General features: G+C 45.8%; 17 protein-coding genes. 5 read left to right on the forward strand and 12 right to left on the reverse strand.

Annotated features, from left to right (window positions below; all coding sequences use genetic code 11):
* On the forward strand, window positions 1-1,004 hold a 1,004-nt coding region (gene entS / locus PSI17_RS12385), incomplete at its 5' end, for an enterobactin transporter EntS (protein WP_273552258.1).
* Window positions 1,005-1,275: 271 nt separating this feature from the next.
* Here the strand turns inward: entS and PSI17_RS12390 are convergent.
* From PSI17_RS12390 to dnaK, 3 genes are all read right to left on the reverse strand, one after another.
* The gene (locus PSI17_RS12390) at window positions 1,276-2,052 is read right to left on the reverse strand and encodes a hypothetical protein (protein WP_273552259.1); all 777 of its coding nucleotides are present in this window, start codon (window positions 2,050-2,052) and stop codon (window positions 1,276-1,278) included.
* A 212-nt stretch (window positions 2,053-2,264) separates the two neighbouring features.
* Window positions 2,265-3,392 (reverse strand): molecular chaperone DnaJ, encoded by a 1,128-nt coding sequence (dnaJ, locus tag PSI17_RS12395; protein ID WP_273552260.1) that lies wholly within the window; start codon window positions 3,390-3,392, stop codon window positions 2,265-2,267.
* 104 nt (window positions 3,393-3,496) lie between these two features.
* Window positions 3,497-5,407 (reverse strand): molecular chaperone DnaK, encoded by a 1,911-nt coding sequence (gene dnaK / locus PSI17_RS12400; protein ID WP_273552261.1) that lies wholly within the window; start codon window positions 5,405-5,407, stop codon window positions 3,497-3,499.
* A 349-nt stretch (window positions 5,408-5,756) separates the two neighbouring features.
* On the opposite strand from dnaK, the gene satP reads away from it, so the two are divergent.
* Complete coding sequence (gene satP / locus PSI17_RS12405) at window positions 5,757-6,329, forward strand: acetate uptake transporter (RefSeq protein WP_273552262.1); 573 nt, start codon at window positions 5,757-5,759, stop codon at window positions 6,327-6,329.
* A gap of 54 nt (window positions 6,330-6,383) precedes the next feature.
* On the opposite strand, the gene PSI17_RS12410 is transcribed toward satP, so the two are convergent.
* The 9 genes from PSI17_RS12410 to PSI17_RS12450 form a co-directional block, all read right to left on the reverse strand.
* Complete coding sequence (locus PSI17_RS12410; protein ID WP_273552263.1) at window positions 6,384-7,655, reverse strand: MFS transporter; 1,272 nt, start codon at window positions 7,653-7,655, stop codon at window positions 6,384-6,386.
* A 247-nt stretch (window positions 7,656-7,902) separates the two neighbouring features.
* Window positions 7,903-8,475 carry a flavoprotein gene (locus PSI17_RS12415; RefSeq protein WP_273552264.1) on the reverse strand — a complete coding sequence of 191 codons (573 nt, stop codon included), beginning with the start codon at window positions 8,473-8,475 and terminating at the stop codon, window positions 7,903-7,905.
* Window positions 8,476-8,482: 7 nt separating this feature from the next.
* Window positions 8,483-9,349 carry a metallophosphoesterase family protein gene (locus PSI17_RS12420; RefSeq protein ID WP_273552265.1) on the reverse strand — a complete coding sequence of 289 codons (867 nt, stop codon included), beginning with the start codon at window positions 9,347-9,349 and terminating at the stop codon, window positions 8,483-8,485.
* 35 nt (window positions 9,350-9,384) lie between these two features.
* Window positions 9,385-9,849: a group II truncated hemoglobin gene (locus PSI17_RS12425; protein WP_273552266.1), complete on the reverse strand. Its 465-nt coding sequence runs from the start codon at window positions 9,847-9,849 to the stop codon at window positions 9,385-9,387.
* Between the two features lie 38 nt (window positions 9,850-9,887).
* Window positions 9,888-10,757 (reverse strand): hypothetical protein, encoded by an 870-nt coding sequence (locus tag PSI17_RS12430; RefSeq protein WP_273552267.1) that lies wholly within the window; start codon window positions 10,755-10,757, stop codon window positions 9,888-9,890.
* Between the two features lie 33 nt (window positions 10,758-10,790).
* Window positions 10,791-11,927, reverse strand: coding sequence for an acyl-CoA dehydrogenase family protein (locus tag PSI17_RS12435; protein WP_273552268.1), 1,137 nt, complete (start codon window positions 11,925-11,927; stop codon window positions 10,791-10,793).
* Between the two features lie 19 nt (window positions 11,928-11,946).
* On the reverse strand, window positions 11,947-12,678 hold the full coding sequence (locus PSI17_RS12440) for a thioesterase II family protein (RefSeq protein WP_273552269.1): 732 nt from the start codon (window positions 12,676-12,678) through the stop codon (window positions 11,947-11,949).
* A complete protein-coding gene (locus tag PSI17_RS12445) occupies window positions 12,668-14,329 on the reverse strand; it encodes a GMC family oxidoreductase (protein WP_273552270.1) in 1,662 nt (553 codons plus the stop codon). The genes PSI17_RS12440 and PSI17_RS12445 overlap by 11 nt, the downstream gene beginning before the upstream one ends.
* Window positions 14,326-17,742, reverse strand: coding sequence for a non-ribosomal peptide synthetase (locus PSI17_RS12450; protein WP_273552271.1), 3,417 nt, complete (start codon window positions 17,740-17,742; stop codon window positions 14,326-14,328). Before PSI17_RS12450 ends, PSI17_RS12445 begins: the two co-directional genes overlap by 4 nt.
* A 787-nt stretch (window positions 17,743-18,529) precedes the next feature.
* Between PSI17_RS12450 and xyeB the strand changes: the two genes are divergently transcribed.
* From xyeB to PSI17_RS12465, 3 genes are read left to right on the forward strand one after another with little or no spacing between them, the layout of a single operon-like run.
* Window positions 18,530-19,921, forward strand: coding sequence for a cyclophane-forming radical SAM/SPASM peptide maturase XyeB (gene xyeB, locus PSI17_RS12455; RefSeq protein ID WP_273552272.1), 1,392 nt, complete (start codon window positions 18,530-18,532; stop codon window positions 19,919-19,921).
* Window positions 19,922-19,933: 12 nt separating this feature from the next.
* The gene (locus tag PSI17_RS12460) at window positions 19,934-20,833 is read left to right on the forward strand and encodes a hypothetical protein (protein ID WP_273552273.1); all 900 of its coding nucleotides are present in this window, start codon (window positions 19,934-19,936) and stop codon (window positions 20,831-20,833) included.
* Window positions 20,814-22,085: an HlyD family secretion protein gene (locus tag PSI17_RS12465; protein WP_273552274.1), complete on the forward strand. Its 1,272-nt coding sequence runs from the start codon at window positions 20,814-20,816 to the stop codon at window positions 22,083-22,085. The genes PSI17_RS12460 and PSI17_RS12465 overlap by 20 nt, the downstream gene beginning before the upstream one ends.
* Window positions 22,086-22,112 lie beyond the last annotated feature (27 nt).

Here is a 22,112-nt window from a genome sequence, read left to right on the forward strand (position 1 = left end):
GTTTTGTGGCTCTGAGCTTCAACGCATTTTTAGCTTCCCCATCCCTGTATATGCTCTATTTTCTTTCTATTTGGGATGGTTTTTTTGGGGCGTTGGGTATGACAGCGTTAATGGCGGCAATTCCAAATTTAGTTGGGAGGAAGAATCTGGCAGCGGCAGGTGCCTTGAGCATGATTACCGTTCGCATAGGCGCCATTATTTCTCCGGCATTGGCAGGTATTATTATTGTTGCGGGAGGGCCAGGATGGAACTTTGCCGTTGCAGCAATGGGGACATTAGCGACATTGTTACCTCTGATGAGGCTTCCTGAAATGAAGCCTCAGCCAAGCAAACAAGAACATCCGATCAGTGCGTTGGTCAGCGGGGTGAAATTTGTTTGTCAGCATAAAATTGTGGGTAGTGTCATATTGGTGGGAATGATGATCAGTATTGCTGGCGCGGTTCGTATTCTGTTTCCTGCATTATCTCAAGAAGTCTATCACCAAGGGCCATCAGCAACTGGGTTGATGTATTCTGCTGTTCCTTTGGGCGCTATGCTCGGCGCCTTCACCAGTGGCTGGATAGGGCAAAGCTCCCGACCTGACGTTCTGCTTGTTATATGTGCCTTGTGTTCTTTTATCACGTTATCCATGTTGGGAATGGTCACAAATATCGTTCTGGCATTACTCGTGTTGGTCTGTTATGGATATTTGAATGCGTTTGCCTCATTACTGCAATTTACTCTTGTTCAGAGTCATACGCCGGACCATTTATTAGGACGAGTGAACAGTTTTGTCACTGCCCAAGATGTTACCGGTGATTCTTTGGGGGCATTGGGATTAGGTTTTATGGGGCGTTTGCTGTCTCCAGTCATGACCGTTTTTTCGTTCGGAACTTTTGCCGCACTTACCTGTTTGTTGCTTGCCGTTGTAGTAAGACCTTTGCGTCATTCTACACTGCGTGGCAGCATGCCGTTGCCAGAAGCAAGTTCTTTAGAACGTAAACCTCAGCAAAGTGATAATTAATCTAATGAAAATAAAGGACTATTAAATTAGCCCTTCTTTTTAATCTGTCTTTGCTTGCTGTTTGTCTACTGCCAGTGCAGGTTCTGGTATGCTTGGGATGCGTATGAAAAGGATAGTGACTCACGTGTTTGGTGATCACAGCAGGAAAACGTTGGAAAAACACATTGTTGGGAAGTCGTACACCCAAGCTATCGAAAGAACCAACCTATAATGATTGAAATTTTAATATCTTGATAAAATTCTACTGTTCGGGGGAGTTGAAGAAATATTTTTATTCGTCATCATCATATATTTCTATGTTGCCATTAGGAGTTATAATAGCCCGATGTTGAATTACTTTTTTACTATTTTGTATAGTAAAATATATATTATGATTTATAGGCGAAAACTCATCTCCGGGTGGTGTCGCTACCAATTGATTTTTTGATGGTTGGCTTAGATTTCCTAAATACAAACATTTTCCTTGAGCAGACCATTGGTGCATCTTATTTTTCCATTGAGTGTTGTAGTTTTTAGATAAGCAAACGATATTCGCCCATGGATCACATATCCAAGCATTTTCAGGAAGGTCGATATATTTATTATCTATTTGCATTTTACTATCAGGATAATCATTAGCACAAGAAATCATGACAAAGCTGTGATTGTAGGGGGGGTGTGCTGTAGCAATAATTTGAATATAAATAGGGTTTTCTTTTTTAGAACTACCGGATAGACTATTTTTTCTATAATACTCCAATATTTCTTTACTTTCTTTTTTCAACAAATACATAAATACAATAAAAGACAGCTCATTACAATTGCCAACTAAATTATGATTTTGAATAGACAATATATAATTATATTGTTCTTCAAGATCATAAAGTTGGTATAATTCATTTTGAAGTTTATCAAGCTTTTCATTTCTTTTTTGAATCGCTTCTGAAGAATGTCGTGTTTTTTTATTTTCTCCTCTAAATTCAGGGGAGTAATAAGATATGTTGGCGGTTTTACCTTTAAAGATATTGTGTGAATATCTAATCGCTTGATTGAGAATATTTTCAAACATTTTTTTACACCTCAAGAATGATAAATTTACAATTCACTATTACCTAAATAGAATAAATGTTATGTCAACAAATTTATGTAATTGATAAATTAAGTAAGACAATAGATGATTTTCATATAAAAAATGGTTTCCCTTTATCTTATTAGCTAGAATACAGTCTCTAGAAATATAATCAGGGAAACCATTTTTCATTATTTTATCAGTAAATAAAATTACTTCGTCAAATCATCAAAAAATCTTTTCACGCCATCAAGGAATCTTTTGGAACGCGGGCTATTGGTTTCCCCACTTTTTCCACCAAAAGATTCACCCAATTTACGCATCAATTCTTTTTGTTCTTCGTTCAGTTTAACCGGTGTTTCTACCACGACACGGCACAGCAAGTCGCCCTGAACGCCGCCACGAACGGATTTAACCCCTTTGCCTTTCATGCGGAATAGTTTGCCTGTCTGGGTTTCCGCGGGGATTTTCAGGCTGACGCGACCATCAAGGGTAGGGACTTCAATTTCACCGCCCAGTGCTGCTGTTGCGAAGTTGATTGGCACTTCACAATAGAGGTTGCTGCCATCACGCTCGAAGATATGGTGCGCTTTGACCTGAACCTGAACATACAAATCGCCGGATGGTGCACCTTGTTCACCCGCTTCACCTTCACCACTTAAGCGAATGCGATCGCCCGTGTCGACGCCGGCTGGAATTTTAACGGACAGTGTCTTGTATTTTTCAACGCGACCATGCCCATGACATTTACCGCAAGGCTCTTTGATGATTTTACCGCGTCCGTGACACTGAGGGCAAGGCTGCTGAACCGCGAAGAACCCTTGGCGCATCTGAACCTGGCCTGCGCCGTGACAGGTTGGGCATGTTTCCGGGCTGGTGCCCGCTTTGGCACCGTTGCCATGACAGGTATCACAAGATTCCAGTGTTGGAATACGGATCTCTTTGGTCACACCACGGACAGCTTCTTCCAGAGTCAATTCCATGCTGTAACGCAGGTCTGAGCCACGGCTAGGACGCTGTTGACGACGACCACCACCGAAAATATCGCCGAAAACGTCACCAAAGATATCGCTAAAGTCAGCCCCGCCACCGGCACCACCGCCCATGCCACCCTGTTCAAAGGCAGCGTGGCCATATTGGTCATAAGCGGCACGTTTCTGAGGATCTGTCAGGATCTCATACGCTTCTTTAATTTCTTTGAATTTACTTTCTGATTCTTTATCACCCTGATTACGGTCAGGGTGATGTTTCATTGCCAGCCGTTTATAGGCTTTTTTGATCTCTTTTTCATCTGCGGTTTTGGAAACGCCCAAAACGTCGTAATAATCTTTCTTTGCCATCGTATTGTCTACCCTTAACACGCACGCACGGGCGTAGAGTTACCTCAACGCCCGTGCCAGTTAACAAGTAACAGGCGCCCTGTTACTTTGCCCGCTAAGGGCTATTATTTTTTGTCTTTAACTTCTTCGAATTCAGCGTCCACAACGTCGTCGTCTTTCTTCGCGTTGCTTGCGCCAGCATCGGCAGCACCAGCTTGGGCTTGCTGTTGTGCGATTTCCAGCAGTTTCTGGGATGCTTCGATCAGTGCTTGGATCTTCGCTTCGATTTCTGCTTTGTCTTCGCCCTTCGCCGCAGTTTCCAGCTCAGAAGTCGCTTTCTCGATTGCTGCTTTATCATCCGCTGCCAGTTTGTCACCCGCTTCTTCAACTTGCTTACGAGTGCCGTGAACCAGTTGGTCAGCTTGGTTACGGATCTGAACCAGTTCTTCAAACTTACGGTCAGATTCTGCGTTTGCTTCTGCGTCACGTACCATCTGCTGGATTTCTTCTTCGTTCAGACCAGAAGATGCCTTGATGGTGATGTTTTGCTCACGGCCAGAGTTTTTGTCTTTCGCAGAAACGTGCAGGATGCCGTCAGCATCGATATCAAAAGTCACTTCAATCTGTGGCGTTCCACGTTGTGCCGGCTGAATACCATCCAGGTTGAATTGACCCAAGGATTTGTTATCGCTGGCACGTTTACGCTCACCTTGCAGTACGTGAATGGTGACCGCAGACTGGTTGTCTTCCGCAGTAGAGAACACTTGGCTATGCTTGGTTGGTATAGTGGTGTTCTTGGTGATCAGGGCAGTCATCACGCCGCCCATGGTTTCAATACCCAGAGACAGTGGAGTGACGTCCAGCAGCAGAACGTCTTTCACGTCACCTGCCAGTACACCGCCCTGAACCGCAGCACCCATAGCAACGGCTTCGTCCGGGTTCACGTCTTTGCGTGGTTCTTTACCGAAGAAATCAGCAACGGCTTTCTGCACCATTGGCATACGTGTCTGACCACCAACCAGAATAACATCCTGAACGTCAGAGACAGACAGGCCAGCGTCATTCAAGGCAACTTTCAGCGGTTCGATAGAACGCTTAACCAGATCTTCAACCAGAGATTCCAGTTTTGCACGGGTCACTTTAACGTTCATGTGCTTAGGACCGGTCGCATCTGCCGTGATGTATGGCAGGTTCACGTCAGTCTGCTGTGCAGAAGAAAGTTCGATTTTCGCTTTTTCTGCCGCTTCTTTCAGACGCTGCATTGCCAGTGGGTCATTACGCAGGTCAATGCCTTGTTCTTTCTTAAATTCGTCAACCAGATAGTTGATCATGCGGCTGTCGAAGTCTTCACCACCCAAGTGGGTATCCCCATTGGTTGCCAGAACTTCATACGTTTTTTCGCCATCAACTTCATCGATTTCGATAATAGAGATATCGAAAGTACCACCACCCAAGTCATAAACGGCGATGGTGCGGTTGCCCACTTCTTTGTCCAGACCGTAAGCCAGCGCCGCAGCGGTTGGTTCGTTGATGATACGCTTAACTTCCAGACCGGCGATACGGCCAGCATCTTTCGTTGCCTGACGCTGTGCATCGTTGAAGTAGGCCGGAACGGTGATAACGGCTTCGGTGACGGGTTCACCCAGATAATCTTCCGCTGTTTTCTTCATCTTTTTCAGAACTTCAGCAGAAACCTGTGGTGGTGCCATTTTTTGGCCTTTTACTTCCAGCCATGCGTCGCCGTTATCCGCTGCCGTGATTTTGTATGGCATGATAGAGACGTCACGTTGCACTTCTTCGTCTGGAAAACGGCGGCCAATCAGACGCTTGATGGCGAACAGCGTGTTTTGCGGGTTAGTCACTGCCTGACGTTTAGCTGGTTGACCAACCAGAGTTTCACCATCCTGAGTATACGCGATGATGGAAGGTGTAGTACGGTCACCTTCGCTGTTTTCAAGCACACGCGCGGTTGTGCCGTCCATAATTGCTACACAAGAGTTGGTAGTTCCCAAGTCGATACCAATGATTTTACCCATCTAAACGCCTCCACAAAGAATTCATATATTCGGTCAAGTTACTAAGCTATATGAGGACGAATGTTTTCTTTTCAATGGCTTTGTTTGCCAGAAATTCCCCATTTTGTTTTCAGCTTATGCCGAAATATTCAGCAGTAACTGTAGTTGAGACTTAAATGGGGTCATTCATTCCATCATCAAGGGGGGAATTGAAAAAAAATTGAGATTTAATAAAAAAATTTTTCTAAGGCCATTGTGTCGTTGATGTCATCACATTATGATTCGCCGCCTTTTTATGGTTTCTTGGCGCAGAAAAGCGTCATGATCACTTTTTTAATATTTTATGTTATTGGTATTTTCTAGGGGAAGTATGCATTCTAATCAGTTGGCGAACCCAGGCCCGTTGGGTTTAATGGGTTTTGGCATGACAACCATTTTGTTGAATCTGCACAATGCCGGTTTTTTCCCATTGGCATCCGTGATTTTGAGCATGGGCATTTTTTATGGTGGTTTGGCTCAGGTGCTGGCCGGCATCTTTGAGTACAAAAAAGGAAATACGTTTGCGGCAACCGCATTTACCTCTTACGGCCTGTTCTGGTTGAGCCTGATCGCGTTGCTTTTCCTGCCAAAAATGGGTCTGGCTGAAGCCACCAGTCATGAGTTCCTTGGCGTTTATCTCGCGCTGTGGGGAATTTTCACGCTGTTTATGTTCTTTGGTACGTTGAAAGCTAACCGTGTCCTGCAATTTGTGTTTGGCAGCCTGACGCTGCTGTTCGCATTGCTGGCGATTGGCAATATCACCGGCAATGCCGCTATCCTGACCTTTGCGGGTTTCGAAGGCGTTATTTGTGGCGCGAGTGCTGTCTATCTGGCAATGGCTGAAGTGCTGAATGAACAATACGGCCGTACTGTTCTGCCCATTGGTGAAGTGAAACACGCTTAACCGTTTTTCAACAGGATGAGCGAATGATGCCCATCCTGTGTTCCCCCTGCTTTTTCAGACCGATATTTTCCGCAAGTAACATCCCAGTAAAAGACCAACAGCTGATAAGGTCATCATATAGTAGGCGGGTGCCAGTGAGGTATATGTCAGCAATAGGGTGACAAAAATCGGGGTCAGTCCACCAAAAATGGCATAAGCCAGATTATATGAAAAGGAAATGCCGCTGAACCTGACTTCCGGCGGATAGCTCTTAACCATGACAAAAGGCGCTGCGCCAATCACGCCCACCGCCAGCCCGACGAGGGCATAAGCGCCAAAGAGCCTGCGCGGTTCGTGGCTGATATTGTGATAGAAAAACCAGCTTGCGGCAGCCAATAAAAGGCAACCGACAATCAGTACAATGCCGGCACCCCATTTATCGCATAAATAACCGACACAGATACAACCAATTGCGAGGGAGATGATGGCCAGACTGTTTGCTTGCAAAGTCAGTGACTGTTCCAGATGAAATACCGTCTGCATATAGGTTGGGGTCATCAAGATAATGACGACAATGCCGGCAGAAAGCAGCCATGTCAGCAGCATGGAAATCGCAATGGCGCGCTTGTGATTAAAAATGACAGATTTGAGGGGTAGCTCTTTTGCCAATGCCTTGCGTTCCTGCATTTCCTTGAAGACCGGGGTTTCATGCAGCCAGCGGCGCAGGTACATGGCGCACAGGCCGAAGATTCCCCCCAGAAAAAATGGCAGACGCCATGCCCAATCCAAAATCTCTTGTTTGGGATAAATAGACGTAATAACGGTAGCGACGAGAGAACCAAATAAAATCCCCATGCTCAAGCCTGCCGTCAAAATACCGCAGGCAAGCCCGATGCGTTCATGGGGCACATGCTCTGCCACAAACACCCAAGCGCCGGGGACTTCTCCACCAATCGCGGCTCCCTGCATGACCCGCATCAGTAACAGGAGCACAGGCGCTGCCATGCCGATGGTGCCATAGGTGGGCAACATGCCGATGGCAAGTGTGGGGACGGCCATCATCACGATACTGAGTGAAAACATTTTCTTACGCCCAACCCGATCACCAAAATGGGCCATGATGATCCCACCTAAAGGCCGGGCCAGATAACCCGCAGCAAAAATACCAAATGTCTGTAATTGTCTGAGCCATTCAGGGATATCTGCCGGGAAAAAAAGTTCGCCCAGCGCAACTGCAAAAAAGACAAAGATAATAAAGTCGTAAAATTCCAGCGCGCCGCCCAAAGAAGCTAAGGACAGTGTTTTATAATCTTGTTTGTTTAATGGACGAGTTTGATATTGTGACATAAGTTACCGATTTATAGTTATAAAATAGGATATCAGGTGATTATTTTCAATGATCTTACCAGACCCAAAATAGTTGAAAATAAAACTTATGCTATATTAAAAGATATTTATTCTGCAATTGTTAAAGAGGATTCATTGCAGAGATATGTAATCACATTTAAACAGGGGAAGAGTTCACCGCGATGACTCTTCCACAACGTGATTAATCTCAGAATTTATTTTGGCAGATGTTTTGGTAGATGTTGTTTCAGCGTAAATGTTGTTTCAGTAATAAAATGACGGTTTCAATCTCCGGTAATGAGGGATGCCCGACCCTTCGTTGTAGTGAAACATCAAAATTTTCATGCCACATGGGTTCAATCACATGATAACCATCATCACGCAACTGATTGATATTGCGACGTGTCGCCTGTTTTTCCCACATGACGCTGCCCATGACGGGAAAAAACAGCACCGGAAATGTCGAGGCCAGAATGACCGTCGTTAACCGGTTGGGGGCACCACCACAGGCAACCGTCGCCAGTGTGTTAGCCGTTGCGGGTAAAACAGCCATCAAATCATGATCCGCGACAATGCGTGACGGTTTGTCGGTTGGCCAATCGTGTGGCATCTCCCCGCTAATCACCCGATCGGCATAGAGTGCAACGGTTGACGCGGGTAAAAATGTGGTGGCAGGCTGGGTCATCAATACCGTTAATGTACAGTCGATGGTGGCCTTAATAGCGGCAAGATATTGAGGCAGCAGGGTGATATCCACGGAGCCTGTTGCCCCGATTAAGATCCGCGGTTTTATCTGTGGCAGGATTTCATCATTTTTCATCGGTAAATTAGCCTCTTATAAGAATAGACGATTGACGGTCTTCGTTAGCGTGTTCCAATAATTCATCCAATTGCACTAAATAAGACTGCCTGCCATGCGCTTGCCATTCCCGCGGATAGCCCAAAGAAACCTCCAAATGGGCAACATCGTGAATATAGTTGAGATCAGGCAGGTGCAAGTGCCCGTAAACCACCAGACGAACCCCGGTTCTTGATGCCCATTGGTGCGTTTTTTCACTGCCGCACCAAATGGAAAATTCGCGGTTGCGTAGAGATTCGAGCGGCTTGCGGATGATAGGGAAATGGCTGATAAGCACGATATCCTCCCCCTCTGGAATGGCGTTCAGGCGTTTTTCGGTATAGTGGATACGCTCCCGACACCAATCGATAATATTGCGGTGAGGGTAGGTTTTCAGGAAAAACTCATCAGAGCTAATGACCCCACAACGACGGGCGCGTTCGATGGCCTGTTCCGCCGTATAGTCAGCCTGATTTCTGAATGAATAGTCGTATAGCGTAAAAATAGGGGCAATGGTAACGGTTGCCCCATTCCCCATGCGGTAATGCCGGAACTCATCTTCAGGCGTGAGGACGTTGTGCTGTCGGCAGATATTGACCAGATGTTCATAGCGTGGAACACCGGGCAATTTTAATTGATCTCTGGGCGTACACCAGAGTTCATGGTTTCCCGGCGTCCAGACCACTTGGGCAAACCGTTGGGAAAGCGTACTAATGACCCAAGTAAAGTCTGGCTCCTGCTCTGCAATATCACCTGCCAGCAGCAGCCAGTCGTCAGGTGTGGCTGGCCTGAACGATTCGACTATCGCTTTATTGGTGGCATGAGATACATGCAGGTCACTGATTGCCAACAGCATGAACTTACCTCTCTATCTCTCAGTTTCTGCAACGATCAGGGTGTTCCTGGCGGTGCTTCTCCCCATCCCCATGCGGGAACGGTTTCGCGGCGTGAAGGGGCAGCATTGGGTTGCGAATTAGATTCAGCCCGGCGCGAACCCCATTCGATATAACCGGCAAATGCGGCACGAAATTCAGGATCAGCGGGCAGACCGATTTCATCCGCCGACGCCATGAGCAAATCGACCCATCTCTTTCTTTGCTCCGGCTGAATGCTTCTGCCCCTGTGGCGGTTCAACATGACTTTGAAGCCCCCACGCTCGTTGGTATAGCGTTTTTCCCCACCGAGCACTTCTTCCAACCACATGGCGACATGGCCGGGATGATCGGATTTCATGTTTTTAAACAGCGGGGCAAGGAGTTCATCTTTTTCGACCTTGGCATAGAAGGTGCTCATGAGCTGCATGAGCACCTCACGGCCTCCCATCCATGCAAATAAGGTCGGTGTTTCATTTGCCATAACATAACCTCTCATAGGAAAATATTGGTTAATGATGATTACCCCAACTCCAAAGACGCAATGGCTTTGACCTTATCCAGCCGCCCCTTTGGTATGAGATTACCTTTGTACATTCTGTATGTGTTAAACAGACCTTTGAGTCCATATTCGTCTGCCAGTTGGAGAAAATCGTTGTTATCGGTTTCGGGAACATCGACGGATACCGGGGAGCCAGCCGGGATCTGGGCGAATGCGGTCAGGGCCAGCATTTCAACAACATCGGCGTTATCAGCGAAGAAAGGGCCGATCCGGTAGCCATTTTGCGAGCGCCTGATGCCGATGACGCCGGATATTCCGGTGCTGGAATAAGTACAAAATCCATAACGTTCTTCTCCCCGGAACCAATTGGCAAGTAATGCCCCGCGATAAATGCCGGTGCATTCAGCGTCATACTGAATGACGTCATCAATATTGGCTGGCGTGATCGGGATGGTGCCGGCGGGTGGGGTGATTTTTTGCCTGATGATCCCGGAAAGCCGGACATTGCGGTAATGGATAGCAAACCCTCTTTTTCCGTAGAGTTGCGTTTTATCCCAGTTACCATCACAGCCGATGGTGCGGTGTTCGGCATAATCCATTGACCGTTGCCATATCCTGCCGGCACAAACATGGTTGCGGAATTCCGGCTGAATGATGAAATTGCCACCGAACGAATAAGAATCTGAATAATTGACCATCGATATTGATGCAATGGGGTGGCTCCCACGATAGGCAATAAAAAACGCCGCCGGATCGACATTAAAGAAACAGGTGGCATCGTCCGTATTCATATCCCAGTTTTCGGCATTCGCCCAATCGAGAATGATCGCATTCCATTGGCTGACATTGACTGACCGAATGAGACACGACGTATTGTTCTGTTTATTCATAACCCTGATATCCTCTCCGACAACGATCATGGCTTAAAGCCCCATTGATTTGCTGATGATTTCTTGCAGCACTTCACTGGTGCCACCGTAAATGGTCTGGGCGCGGCTATTCAGCCAATTCTTGCCAGCGATAGAATCACGCAGGTAACCCAAGCCACCATGCAATTGCAGGCAACGATCGGCCACTTTCATTTGAAGTTCGGTTGTCCACCACTTGATGCGGGCGGCATCCACTAAACTGAAAAGCCCCTGATTAAAGCGATCAACGGCGTTATCAAGGTAGATGCGGGCGATTTTTACTTCGGTATCTAATTGCGCGAGAATAAAACGGTTGTATTGAAAGGCACCGATGGGTTGATTAAAGGCCGTCCTTGTTTTCACATAGTCCAGTGTGCCCTGCAACATCTGTTCTGCACTGGCCACCGCCACGGTTGAGATGCTGAGGCGTTCGCGCGGCATGGCCGACATAAAGTAATAGTTACCGAGATTTTCACGGCCAATCAGGTTGGTAACGGGAACGTTGCAATCATCGAAAAAGAGTTCCGCCGTGTCGCTGCCATGCCAGCCAATTTTCTTTAATGGCTCTCCCCGGGTGAATCCGGGCATACCCCGCTCAATGGCCAGCAAGCTGATCCCCTGACCCTGTTTTCCTTCGTCGGTTTTTACCGCGACCACGATCAGATCCGCATTGATGCCATTGGTAATGTAAGTTTTACTGCCATTGACCCGATAATAATCGCCATGACGTTTCGCCACGGTTCTGATGTCTGCGGTATTGGAGCCGCCACTGGGTTCCGTCATGGCAATGGCGGCGACCCGTTTTCCGCTGCACAATGCCGGCAGCCACCGGTTTTTCTGCTCCCCATTACCGAGGGAAAAGAGGTAACTGGCAACCACATCATTATGGGCAACGATCCCCGGCACGGTGACACCGGCTTGGATCAGCTCTTCTGTCAGAATAACGGCGAACCGATAATCGTTTTTCCCCACGCCCCCGAACTCAGGGCTGACACTCATGCCTAATAACCCTGACTGACCGAATTTTTCCCAAAAGGATCGCTCAACCAGCCCGTTCTCTTCCCATTTTTGATGCTCAGGGACGATTTCACGCTCAAGGAATTCACGGCAAGATTTTCGGTAATGATCAAAATTATCCATCTCAATACGCATATTCACTCCAGATTCTTTGTCAGCCTGTTGTTTTATCCAGCAGTATTTGTTTGATGACATCCCAATGTTGGTACACAGCGAAGTGATCCCCTTCAATACGGATAAGTGAAATATCGTTCGAGGTGTAAAGTTTCCACGCTTCCATGTCTGCCAACGTGACATATTTGTCGTGGGTGGCGGAAACCAGCACCAGTGGGTAATTCACCGATCTGTTGCCAAGCAGGGGAAATTGGCTGCGGATCAGGTAATCATTGCGCAGTTGCCGGATGATGGGTTTTATCAGCGCCGGCTCGTTCAAAATGGCGTCGGGTGTCCCTCGATCCTCTTTGGTTTTCTGAATCAATTGTTCATCTGTCCACTCGTGCCGTTTATCTGTGAATTGGCGATGAGGAGGAACAGCGCTGGATACCACGCCAAACAAGGGCGAAGTGCCGTAGTTTCTCATTAATGCCTGACCTACCGCGAGACTCAGTACCCCACCGAAACTGTGGCCAAAGGTGATCCACTCGGTGATACCCTGCGCCTGTTTCTGTTGCCAATCCGCCCAGATATCGGCTGCCAGTCGCTCAAGTAGTGAATCGAGATCATGAATTTCCGGCTCTTTCGCCAGGGCGCCACGACCCGGGATGGCAACGGGATGTAAGATCGCCGATTGAGTTGCCATCAGATCATTGAGCCAGGGGCGGTAAATGGCGGTGGTTGCCCCGGCATGTGGAAAGGCATAAATCACCCGCCTGCAATCAGTGTTCATTTGTCCTCCGCCCTGTTTCTTCTCTCTTTATTGTTTCTCTTTCTATCAAGAAACTGACAATGCGTTCAGCCGTCATAATCGTGGTCAGATTGGTTGGCATGGAGGGAATGGTGGGGAACAGGGACGCATCGGCAACCGTTACCCCCGTAATGCCATGTACCTGACCATCTTCCTGCGTGACGCTATCGGGATCACTGCGGAGACCCATTCTGAGTGTTCCAGAGGCGTGCCAGCCCGGATTGACCAGATTTTTGATGGCACTGTTCATGATTTCATCGTTATCAATCATGGAGTGAGACCAAAACTGTATGCCATCGAGGAAGACACTCACTTCTGGATGGTGCAAAACCTGCCAGATTTTACGCACTCCCCCGACAAGGCGAGCGATATCTGGCGGGGTTCGGGTCAATGGCAGATCAATCTGGGGTAATGCCGTGGGCGTGGCAGAGCTGATGAAAACCCGTCCGCGCATCTCTGGGCGCATCAACATCACGGAAGCGCCAACTAACATGGGATAAGTCACACGATCTCTGAACCCCGGTACGGTGTCACTGGCAACGTTGTTCAGCAAGCCGATTTGTACATCGACTTTGGCGTCATAACCGCTGTTGATGCGGGCGGCAATTTGTCGCCACGGCAATCCGGTTGTACAGACCCCGGCTTTGGGGAGCGCCCAGAGTACCACGGAGGCATGATCAGTGAGATTTCTGCCAACGGCGGGTACGGGTGCAACCACAGGGATACCTAATCTGCCCAGATGTTCTGGATCACCCACACCTGAGCGCTGCAATAATGTGGCCGAGCCAATTGCACCAGCGCAGAGAACAATTTGTCTGGCCTGATAAACCAGCTCTTTTCCCGCCTGAATGATTTTTACCCCAGTGGCAACCGTGCCGTTAAAAATAACCTGCGTAACCAGGGCATCGGTTATCACGTGCAGGTTTTCCCTGTTCAGGTTCGGTTCAAGGTAGGAACGATAAACATCGACTCTTTCGGCACCATTAATGACATTGGCGGGCACAGGGCCGACGGCGGGATCTTCACCGACATTGAGGTCATCGGCATAAGGTACGTCAAGCTGTTCGCAGGCACGGGCGAAAGCCATATCAAGGGGATGGATCTCACCCGGCGGCGGTCTGCGCAGACACATCGGCCCTTGTGAACCGTGGTTATCATCGCCGGGATAATCGGTATCACTCTCCAGATGTTTAAACCACGGCAGAACCTGTTGCCAAGACCAATTAGGGCAACCCATTTGCGCCCATTGATCAAAATCGCCCGGAAATCCTCGCAGGGCAATGGCACCGTTGACGGCGGAAGAACCACCAAGCACTTTGCCCACGCGATAATTAAACGGTTTGCGCCCTTTATGTTTGCGAGCCAGCTGTTGGTTATCTTGTCCCTCAGCGGGAGGGGCAATCAGGGCGGTGAACCGCTCATCATTGCGCACGTTGGCTTCGTAATCCCAGTTATATCCTTCCAATACCAATCTTGACGCATCCCTGAGCGGACTGGCCGGATCGTGTACATCAGATGGGTGGCCTGCTTCAATCAGCAGTACGGACTGCATGCCATTTTCGGACAGGCGTGATGCGGCCACGCATCCTGCTGAACCGCCACCGACCACGATATAATCGTATGTTTGGGTCATAGCTCATTTACCACTTGAGATTGAACGAGGGTTTCGATGATGCGAGAGAAAGACTGAATATTGGCATTCATAAACAGCCCTTCGATGATGTCCTGCTCGCCAACGGGCGTAATATTAAATTCCTGTCGCAGTGCGCTCAGTAAACCAACGGCATGCAGTGAATCACCGCCAATATCGAAAAAGCCATCGGTGACATCAAAATCATCATGCTGGAGTTGTGCCTGCCAGAGTTTCAGGATCTTGGCTTCTCTCTCATTCGCGGGCTTCACCGGCGCATCAGTGTGTTCCTCACTATCAGACCAAGGGGCAGGCAGTGCTTTACGGTCAATTTTTCCATTACTGGTTAATGGCATATGGGGCAATAAGATGTAATAACTGGGCACCATATAAGAGGGCAACGTTTTGCGCGCAATTTCCCGTAACTGTTCCTGAAAATGAGTCGGATCATCCTGTGTTTCCGGCGCTTCGGGCACAATATAGGAGACAATATGCCGTTGTCCGGTTTTGGCATGAACAGGGGCATCAATGACAACGTGGCCGGCGTTTTCGTGGGTCAGGAGGCAGGCTTCAATTTCACCTAATTCGATACGGTATCCATTGATTTTTACCTGATTATCTTCGCGTCCTAAAATTTCGATCAAACCTCCGGCAATATATCGCCCTAAATCTCCGGTTCTGTACAGCCGTTCACCCGTAACAGGATGAGTAATAAAGCGCAGTGCGGTTTTTTCTGCATCGCCCAAATAACCTTGGGTCACGCCATCACCGCCAATATAAAGCTCCCCGGTAACCCATTTGGGGCAGGGACGGAACCAATTATTCAAAACATGGAAAGTTTGGTTTGCCAGCGGTTTGCCATAAGGAATGCTTTTCCAGTTTTTATCCATTTTCTCAATCGGATAATGTATCGACCAGATAGAGCCTTCAGTCGCTCCGCCAAGACTGATAATTGCCGTCTCTGGCAGGCTCTCCCGAATACGTTCCGGTAGATCGACCGGTATCCAGTCCCCGCTCATCAGGATTAGCCTTAATGGAGTCTCGGACAGTGCGGAACCGTTTCTGTCGACCAATATTTTCACGGGAGCCGGCACACTATCCCAGATGGTAATTTGATGTTTGATCAGCAGGTCTAACCAGATCTTGGGATCATTGGCCGTTTCAGGCAGGGAAAAAATCACTTTTCCGCCCACACCCAACAGCCCGAAATAGTCATAGACCGACAAATCAAATCCGGCCGGTGCGACAGACAACACGGCATCTTTTTCGGTGACGCGGAACTTATGATTAATATCAACCACCGTATTGGCGGCATTACGGTGGGAAGCCATGACGCCTTTCGGTTCTCCGGTGGAGCCGGAGGTAAAGATGACATAGGCCAGATCATCCAATCCCTGAATTGATGGCATGGAAAACCCGTGTGGCGTGGTCGTTTGCCCTGTCTCCCTTGCGCTGGGCACCGGACACTCATCCAGATTGAGGCGGAGTAACTGGGGAAATTCATCATGGGCAAAAACCGAGCTATCAGTGACAATCCCCTTGGCTGAACAGCGGCTGAGTAAACTCATCCGACGTTCAGCAGGAAGCTGGGGATCAATGGCGACGTAGGCCGCTCCTGACATCAGCACGGCCAGTAACCCGATGACCAACTCCGGGCTTTGTGGCAGGGAAACCGCGACAATATCATTGGCATCAATCTGGACGGCGGCTCGCAGTTGGTGTGCTATGGCAGCGGCTTTATTAACCATTTCTGCGTAAGTAACCTGCTTTTCACCCTGAATCAGTGCAATGGCATCGGGGAATTTTGCTGCGGCCTGTAACACCATTTCATGCAGGGGCCTGAGATCGAATGGGGTATTTGTTGCGTTGGCTTGTGCCCGCTCCATCCGATCGGAGGCAGGCAGTTGCATCAAGGGGATGTTTTTATCCCAGACGGAATCCTCTTCCGCACACGTCGCCAGCAGCGCCATATACGCATCCAACATGGCTTCCACCATGCCGTCAGGGAATAATTCATTGACGGTATTCCAGTTAATCTGGATAAGATCATCAACCCGGACAATCTGGTTCTCTAACCAGACTTGTGGGGTTTGATTACTGCTATAAACTTGGGTTGCTTCCGCCCAACCGATATCGCTGACGACGTTATCCAAATCGGCCGTCAGGGTATTGCTAAATACGACGGAGGCAGTTGCTGCCCGGTTGCCATGATTCCGGCGGGTCAACTCCCGCAGAACCTGAACCCCATTGTGGGAACAGTGCCAGCGATTCAGCATCAGATCAGTCTGGATCTGTACCAAACGATCATGGAGGCTTTCTTTTCCCGTTCCCCCGACGCCTAATAACATCGGTTGCAGGAAATTGCCGACAACATTTTCAATGCCATCAAAATAGGGGCGGCGCCCGAATTGAGTGATAGTCAGGGTAAAAGTTTGACGTTTCGACCATTGGCGCAGCACTTCTGCGTATAGACCGAGAAACACGGTTTCCAACGTTAGCTGGCGTAATTCCGCTTTTTTCCGCAGGGCTAATAGTATTTCAGAAGGTATTTTTCGGCTGTAACGTTTAAATACAGGCGGAGAAATGATCTCTGGTGCATTTTTTAACGGTAATTCGGGTGATTGAGGTAAATTATCTAACTGTTTCTCCCAATAAGTTTTATCCCGCAGCCCTTGTGGTTGTCCCTGTAAATAACGTTCTGATTTAATATAACGGTGGAAACTGCTGTTATTGGGTAAAACAGAGAGTTTATGGCCTTGATAAATTTGCCACCAGTCACGTAATACCAACCGGACACTATGAATATCGACAAACATCAAGTCGAAATAAATATGCAGGCGGGTAATATCATCATTAATTAGGGTTGCCCGTATATCAAATGTGGGCGCTTTATCCATAGGGAGTAATTGCGTTTCCATTTCCTGCCGAAATATTGCCAGCATTTTATCTTTTTCTGATCCTGGCCATGCCCTGCCATCCTGAGTAGAAATGGTATAGGTTAATGGCGTGGGTAAAATCTTTTGCTGACCGTCCGAAGATAAAGTGGCCCGTAACATGGGATGATATTCAATAATCTTATTCAGGGCATGATTTAATAACGCGATATCTAAAGATTTTATATCCCATTCGGTATATAGGCAGCTTGTCAGTCCGCCCAGTTCCAGCCCAGGATTACGCCCAATCAAATAAGCATATTGAATGTCTGTTAATGGAAAGTCTTCTGTTTCAGTGGCTTCCACGTGTGATGTTATTGGAATAGGCGTATTTAATGGTAATATATTGTGGAGTATATCCTTAATCTTTTGTGTTAATTGAGGGGTTTCTATTTCTGTATTTTCATTTTCTTGTTTATACAATTCAGGAGAAACAGAAAATTGTAATCCAGATTCTTTTAATGCCTTGAGAAAAAGCTGCATACAGTAGCTCCTACATTTGACCGAGGATTTAAAGTTTCTCTATGTAATATTCTATTTTGTTTATGGTTGTTTTTACTTATTAAATGAAATCTTATGAAAGCATAAATAAAAGGGTTGTTTAGATGTTGGATTTTGCCTGAATAGTATTTGGCATCTCACATTAATTCAATAAATTTATAACTATAGAATATATCTAATAACGATTTGTAATGAATAATTTTTATTTGTTGACATTTGTTTTTTTCTTAACGAATTGAATGGATTGTGTTTTTTGATTTTTTGGGTATGGGTTTTGTGTTTGGGTAATAAGGGGATTGTTTTTTATCAGGGGTTATCAGAAATCAGCTATTGTGTTGTCGTCTTATTTGGATGGGGAAATCATTATAAATGAAAATATAGGATTTAATATTAAGTTGTAACTGCTTTGTAAAAAAGAGTTTTTTGGCAAAAAAAGTGACATTGTTTCGCTCCGTATTGAATGAAACCATTATTAGTGTTGTATGCCAACACTATCAGACAAAGAAAGCGTGGGTTGATTCTCATGGGATGACTAACGGTCAGAATCAAGCTGAAAAAATCATTTTTTATCAAAAAATTATTTTATTTTATCATAATAATTAAATATTAAATACATAATCAAAAATTAATATGCAATATCACAATCAAGATCACATTATTTTGTTATTTTTTTGTTAAATGTTGACACAAATATTTAACAGCCACTATGATTTGAGGGTCGCTGCAAATTTCTGCATCGATTCCTAATTTCAAAAAACAAGGAAATATCATGAACAAATTACAACGTGAAATAGTAGAAAATAAAGCTCAGATAACCAATTCAAACGAGAAAAAAGCACAACGCAAAGAGCTTGCCGACAGCCTGCTAGATACAGTTTCAGGAGGTTGGATAAATGCTTTTGCAAACTGGAAAGGCCTTGTAATGAATGTAGCAGGGGGGGATTATTTCCCCCTCCTTTTTCTTTATAGAGAGAGAATGACAATGGCAATTGTAAAAAGTGAGAAGGTTAAGCATCTTGAGGTAATTCTTAAAATTAGTGAACGATGCAATATTAATTGTACTTATTGCTATGTGTTCAACATGGGGAACACACTGGCTGCCGATAGTGCTCCGGTTATATCTCTCGATAATGTAGTAGCACTGAGGGGATTTTTTGAACGCTCTGCGGTAGAAAACGAGATTGAAGTTATTCAGGTAGATTTTCACGGTGGAGAGCCATTGATGATGAAAAAAGAACGTTTTGATCAAATGTGCGAGACTCTTCGCAAGGGTGACTATGGCAATTCTCGGCTAGTGCTGGCATTACAGACTAATGGTATTCTAATTGATGATGAATGGATTACGCTTTTTGAAAAACACCGAATACATGTAAGCATATCGATAGATGGCCCGAAACATATCAATGATCGACATCGATTGGATCGAAAAGGGAAAAGTACATACGAAGGAACCGTTAACGGCCTGCGTATGCTCCAGAACGCTTGGGTACAGGGACGCCTTCCGGGAGAACCAGGAATTCTCTCTGTAGCGAACGCTAAAGCTAATGGTGAGGAGATTTATCGCCATTTCACAGAGGTTCTCAAATGTCAGCGCTTCGACTTCCTTATACCCGATGATCAATACACTGATAGCATTGACGCCAAAGGTGTTGGTCGATTCCTTAATGAAGCGCTTGATGCATGGTTTTCTGACGGGCAACCAAAGATTTTTGTTAGGATCTTTAACACATACCTTGGTACGATGCTCAATAATCAGTTTAGCCGCGTTCTTGGTATGAGCGCTAATGTTGAATCTGCTTATGCTTTTACAGTGACCTCTGATGGTTTACTTCGTATTGATGACACTTTGCGCTCGACCTCTGATAAGATCTTCAATGCTATTGGTCATGTCAGCGAGTTGACGCTCGCAAACGCGCTTGAATCACCTAATGTCAAAGAATATCTCTCACTGAGTAGTGAGTTACCTCATGGTTGTAATGACTGCGTGTGGGCTAACGTTTGTCATGGTGGTCGCTTGGTAAATCGTTTTTCACGAGCTAACAGATTCCATAATAAAACAGTATTTTGTTCATCAATGCGGCTTTTTCTCAGTCGCGCGGCATCGCATCTGATTGCAGCTGGAGTGAGTGAAGAGGCGATAATGAAAAACATCCAGAAATAGCGAGTTCCAACAATGGCAAAATTCAGTTATTGGTTAACAAGACTTTTATTTTTCATTCTCGCTACCTTTTCTGAGCCTTCCATTGCTAGCGTGGAAAATTCTGTAACACTAAAACTGAGCTTTGATAAATATTCTGTTCCTTATACAACGTTTATCATTGATGGTCAGCCGATATATGCGATGGTTGATACCGGTTCTGCTATGGGATTTCACCTTTACGACTCTCAGATAAATAAAATAAAAAGACTCAAAAAAGAAAGCACTTATTCCAGCACTGATTTGGCTGGAAAAAATCAGGAAAATATAAAGTATCTGGCTGATTCTTTAGACGTAAATCATATTAAATTAAAAAACGTGACCATAGCTCCGTTTAAACAATGGGGGCTAATGATTTCTAATCAGGGAAAATTGCCAGATGTCCCCGTTGCAGGTTTGGGGGTGTTTAAAGATAAACGGATAACGCTGGATTATGTATCAAATTTATTAACTATAGCTGATAGTTTTATCGGTAATACGAAGACGCCAAAAGGTTTCACAGCACTCCCTTTCCATATATCTACTGACGGCATGGACTTTGATGTCGAGCAGTCTGGACATAAGTACCGTATGATTCTGGATACAGGAGCCACAGTCTCCATGATATGGCGCGAGAGACTTAAGTCCTACGCTCCTGCAAACTGTCTCGCGGTTCATCCCGAAATGGATAATAAAGGTTGTGAAGCCACAATGCTCACCGTTAAATCCATAGCCGGAAAACCAGAGCGTTTTGGCGCAGTGATTGTTGATGGACATTTTCAACATATGGGTGAAGTTGATGGCCTTATCGGAAACAACTTTCTCAGAAACCGAAAAATAATCATAGACTTTAAAAACAAGAAGGTTTTTGTTTCCGATGAGCATAGAAAAGGATAAAAATTCAATTTATCGCACCGAAGCTCTACAACACAAACGAGAAGGATGGCTCGGTACTTCTTGTTTGAATATTCCATCAGGTATCTCTATTTGCCTACTGATAGGCATTCTAACTCTCGCTTTTATTGTATTGATGATTGCATTTGGTTCTTATAGTGAGAGAGTAAATGTCACCGGTTCTGTGGTTTATGACCCCCCGGCAGTGTCATTAATTGCGCAAAGTGATGGTGCAATTATTCAATCAGTGGCATTAGAAAAAAAGTTAATTAAGCGGGGCGAAGTCATTTTTTCTGTGAGTGGTGAAACTCAAACTAATCTTGGCGCTACTAATTTTGAAATAGCGGAACTTTTAAAGAAGCAACGGCATGCACTTTTGAAAAGACTTAATGTTATCACCAGTGAAGCCGAAGAAAATAAGAACTATCTTTCTGAAAAGATAAAAAATAAAGAACGAGAAATAGAGAGCCTACATATCCTTATAAAAGATTCAGAAGAGCAGAAAAGATGGTTCGAAAAAAAATCCAGTTTGTATGAAAACTTGAGGAAAAAAGGTATTGCTCTTGACTCTGAATTTATAGATAGAAAGAAAGATTATTATTCAGCAACCGTGAATCTCTCATCCGCAAGGGTAAATATAGTCACCTTGCAAGGGGAGTTGCTAGATCTGAAAAAAAATATATCTAACATTGATAGGAAGTTAGACACTACGAGAGAATCAATCATAGTTGAAATTGCCGACATAGAGCAAAAAATTCTGAATGCGGAAAGGCAGAGAGAATATTTAATTGTTGCGCCATTCAATGGAGTGATAACCAGCGTAACAGCCCATAAAGGTGAGAGGGTAAAAGCTGGCCAACAAATAGCGGTATTGATACCTCAAGGCGCAAACCCAAAAATTGAATTGCTTTCCCCGTCTGATTCTCTCGGTGATGTGAGGAATGGACAACGAGTAAAGATGAGAGTAGCTGCATACCCATATCAATGGCATGGAAAGATTTCAGGCTTCATAGAGACAATATCAGAAGCACCAATAAATATGTCACCACCTGTTCAGGCAAACGGTGAAGGTAAAGGTAAGGCGCTTTTTCGGATAGTCGTACGGCCAGTGATGACAGAACAGCAAAGAGATATGTTTCTTTTGCCAGGCATGAAAGTGGATACAGAGATATATGTGAAAACCAGAAAGATTTATGAATGGCTCTTCATGCCCGTTAAGAGAATGTATGAACGAGCAAGAGACAATACGGAATAAAAATATGCAGCATAAAATCAGTGACTT

The sequence above is a fragment of the Xenorhabdus sp. IM139775 genome (assembly GCF_028598745.1).
Classification (GTDB): domain Bacteria; phylum Pseudomonadota; class Gammaproteobacteria; order Enterobacterales; family Enterobacteriaceae; genus Xenorhabdus.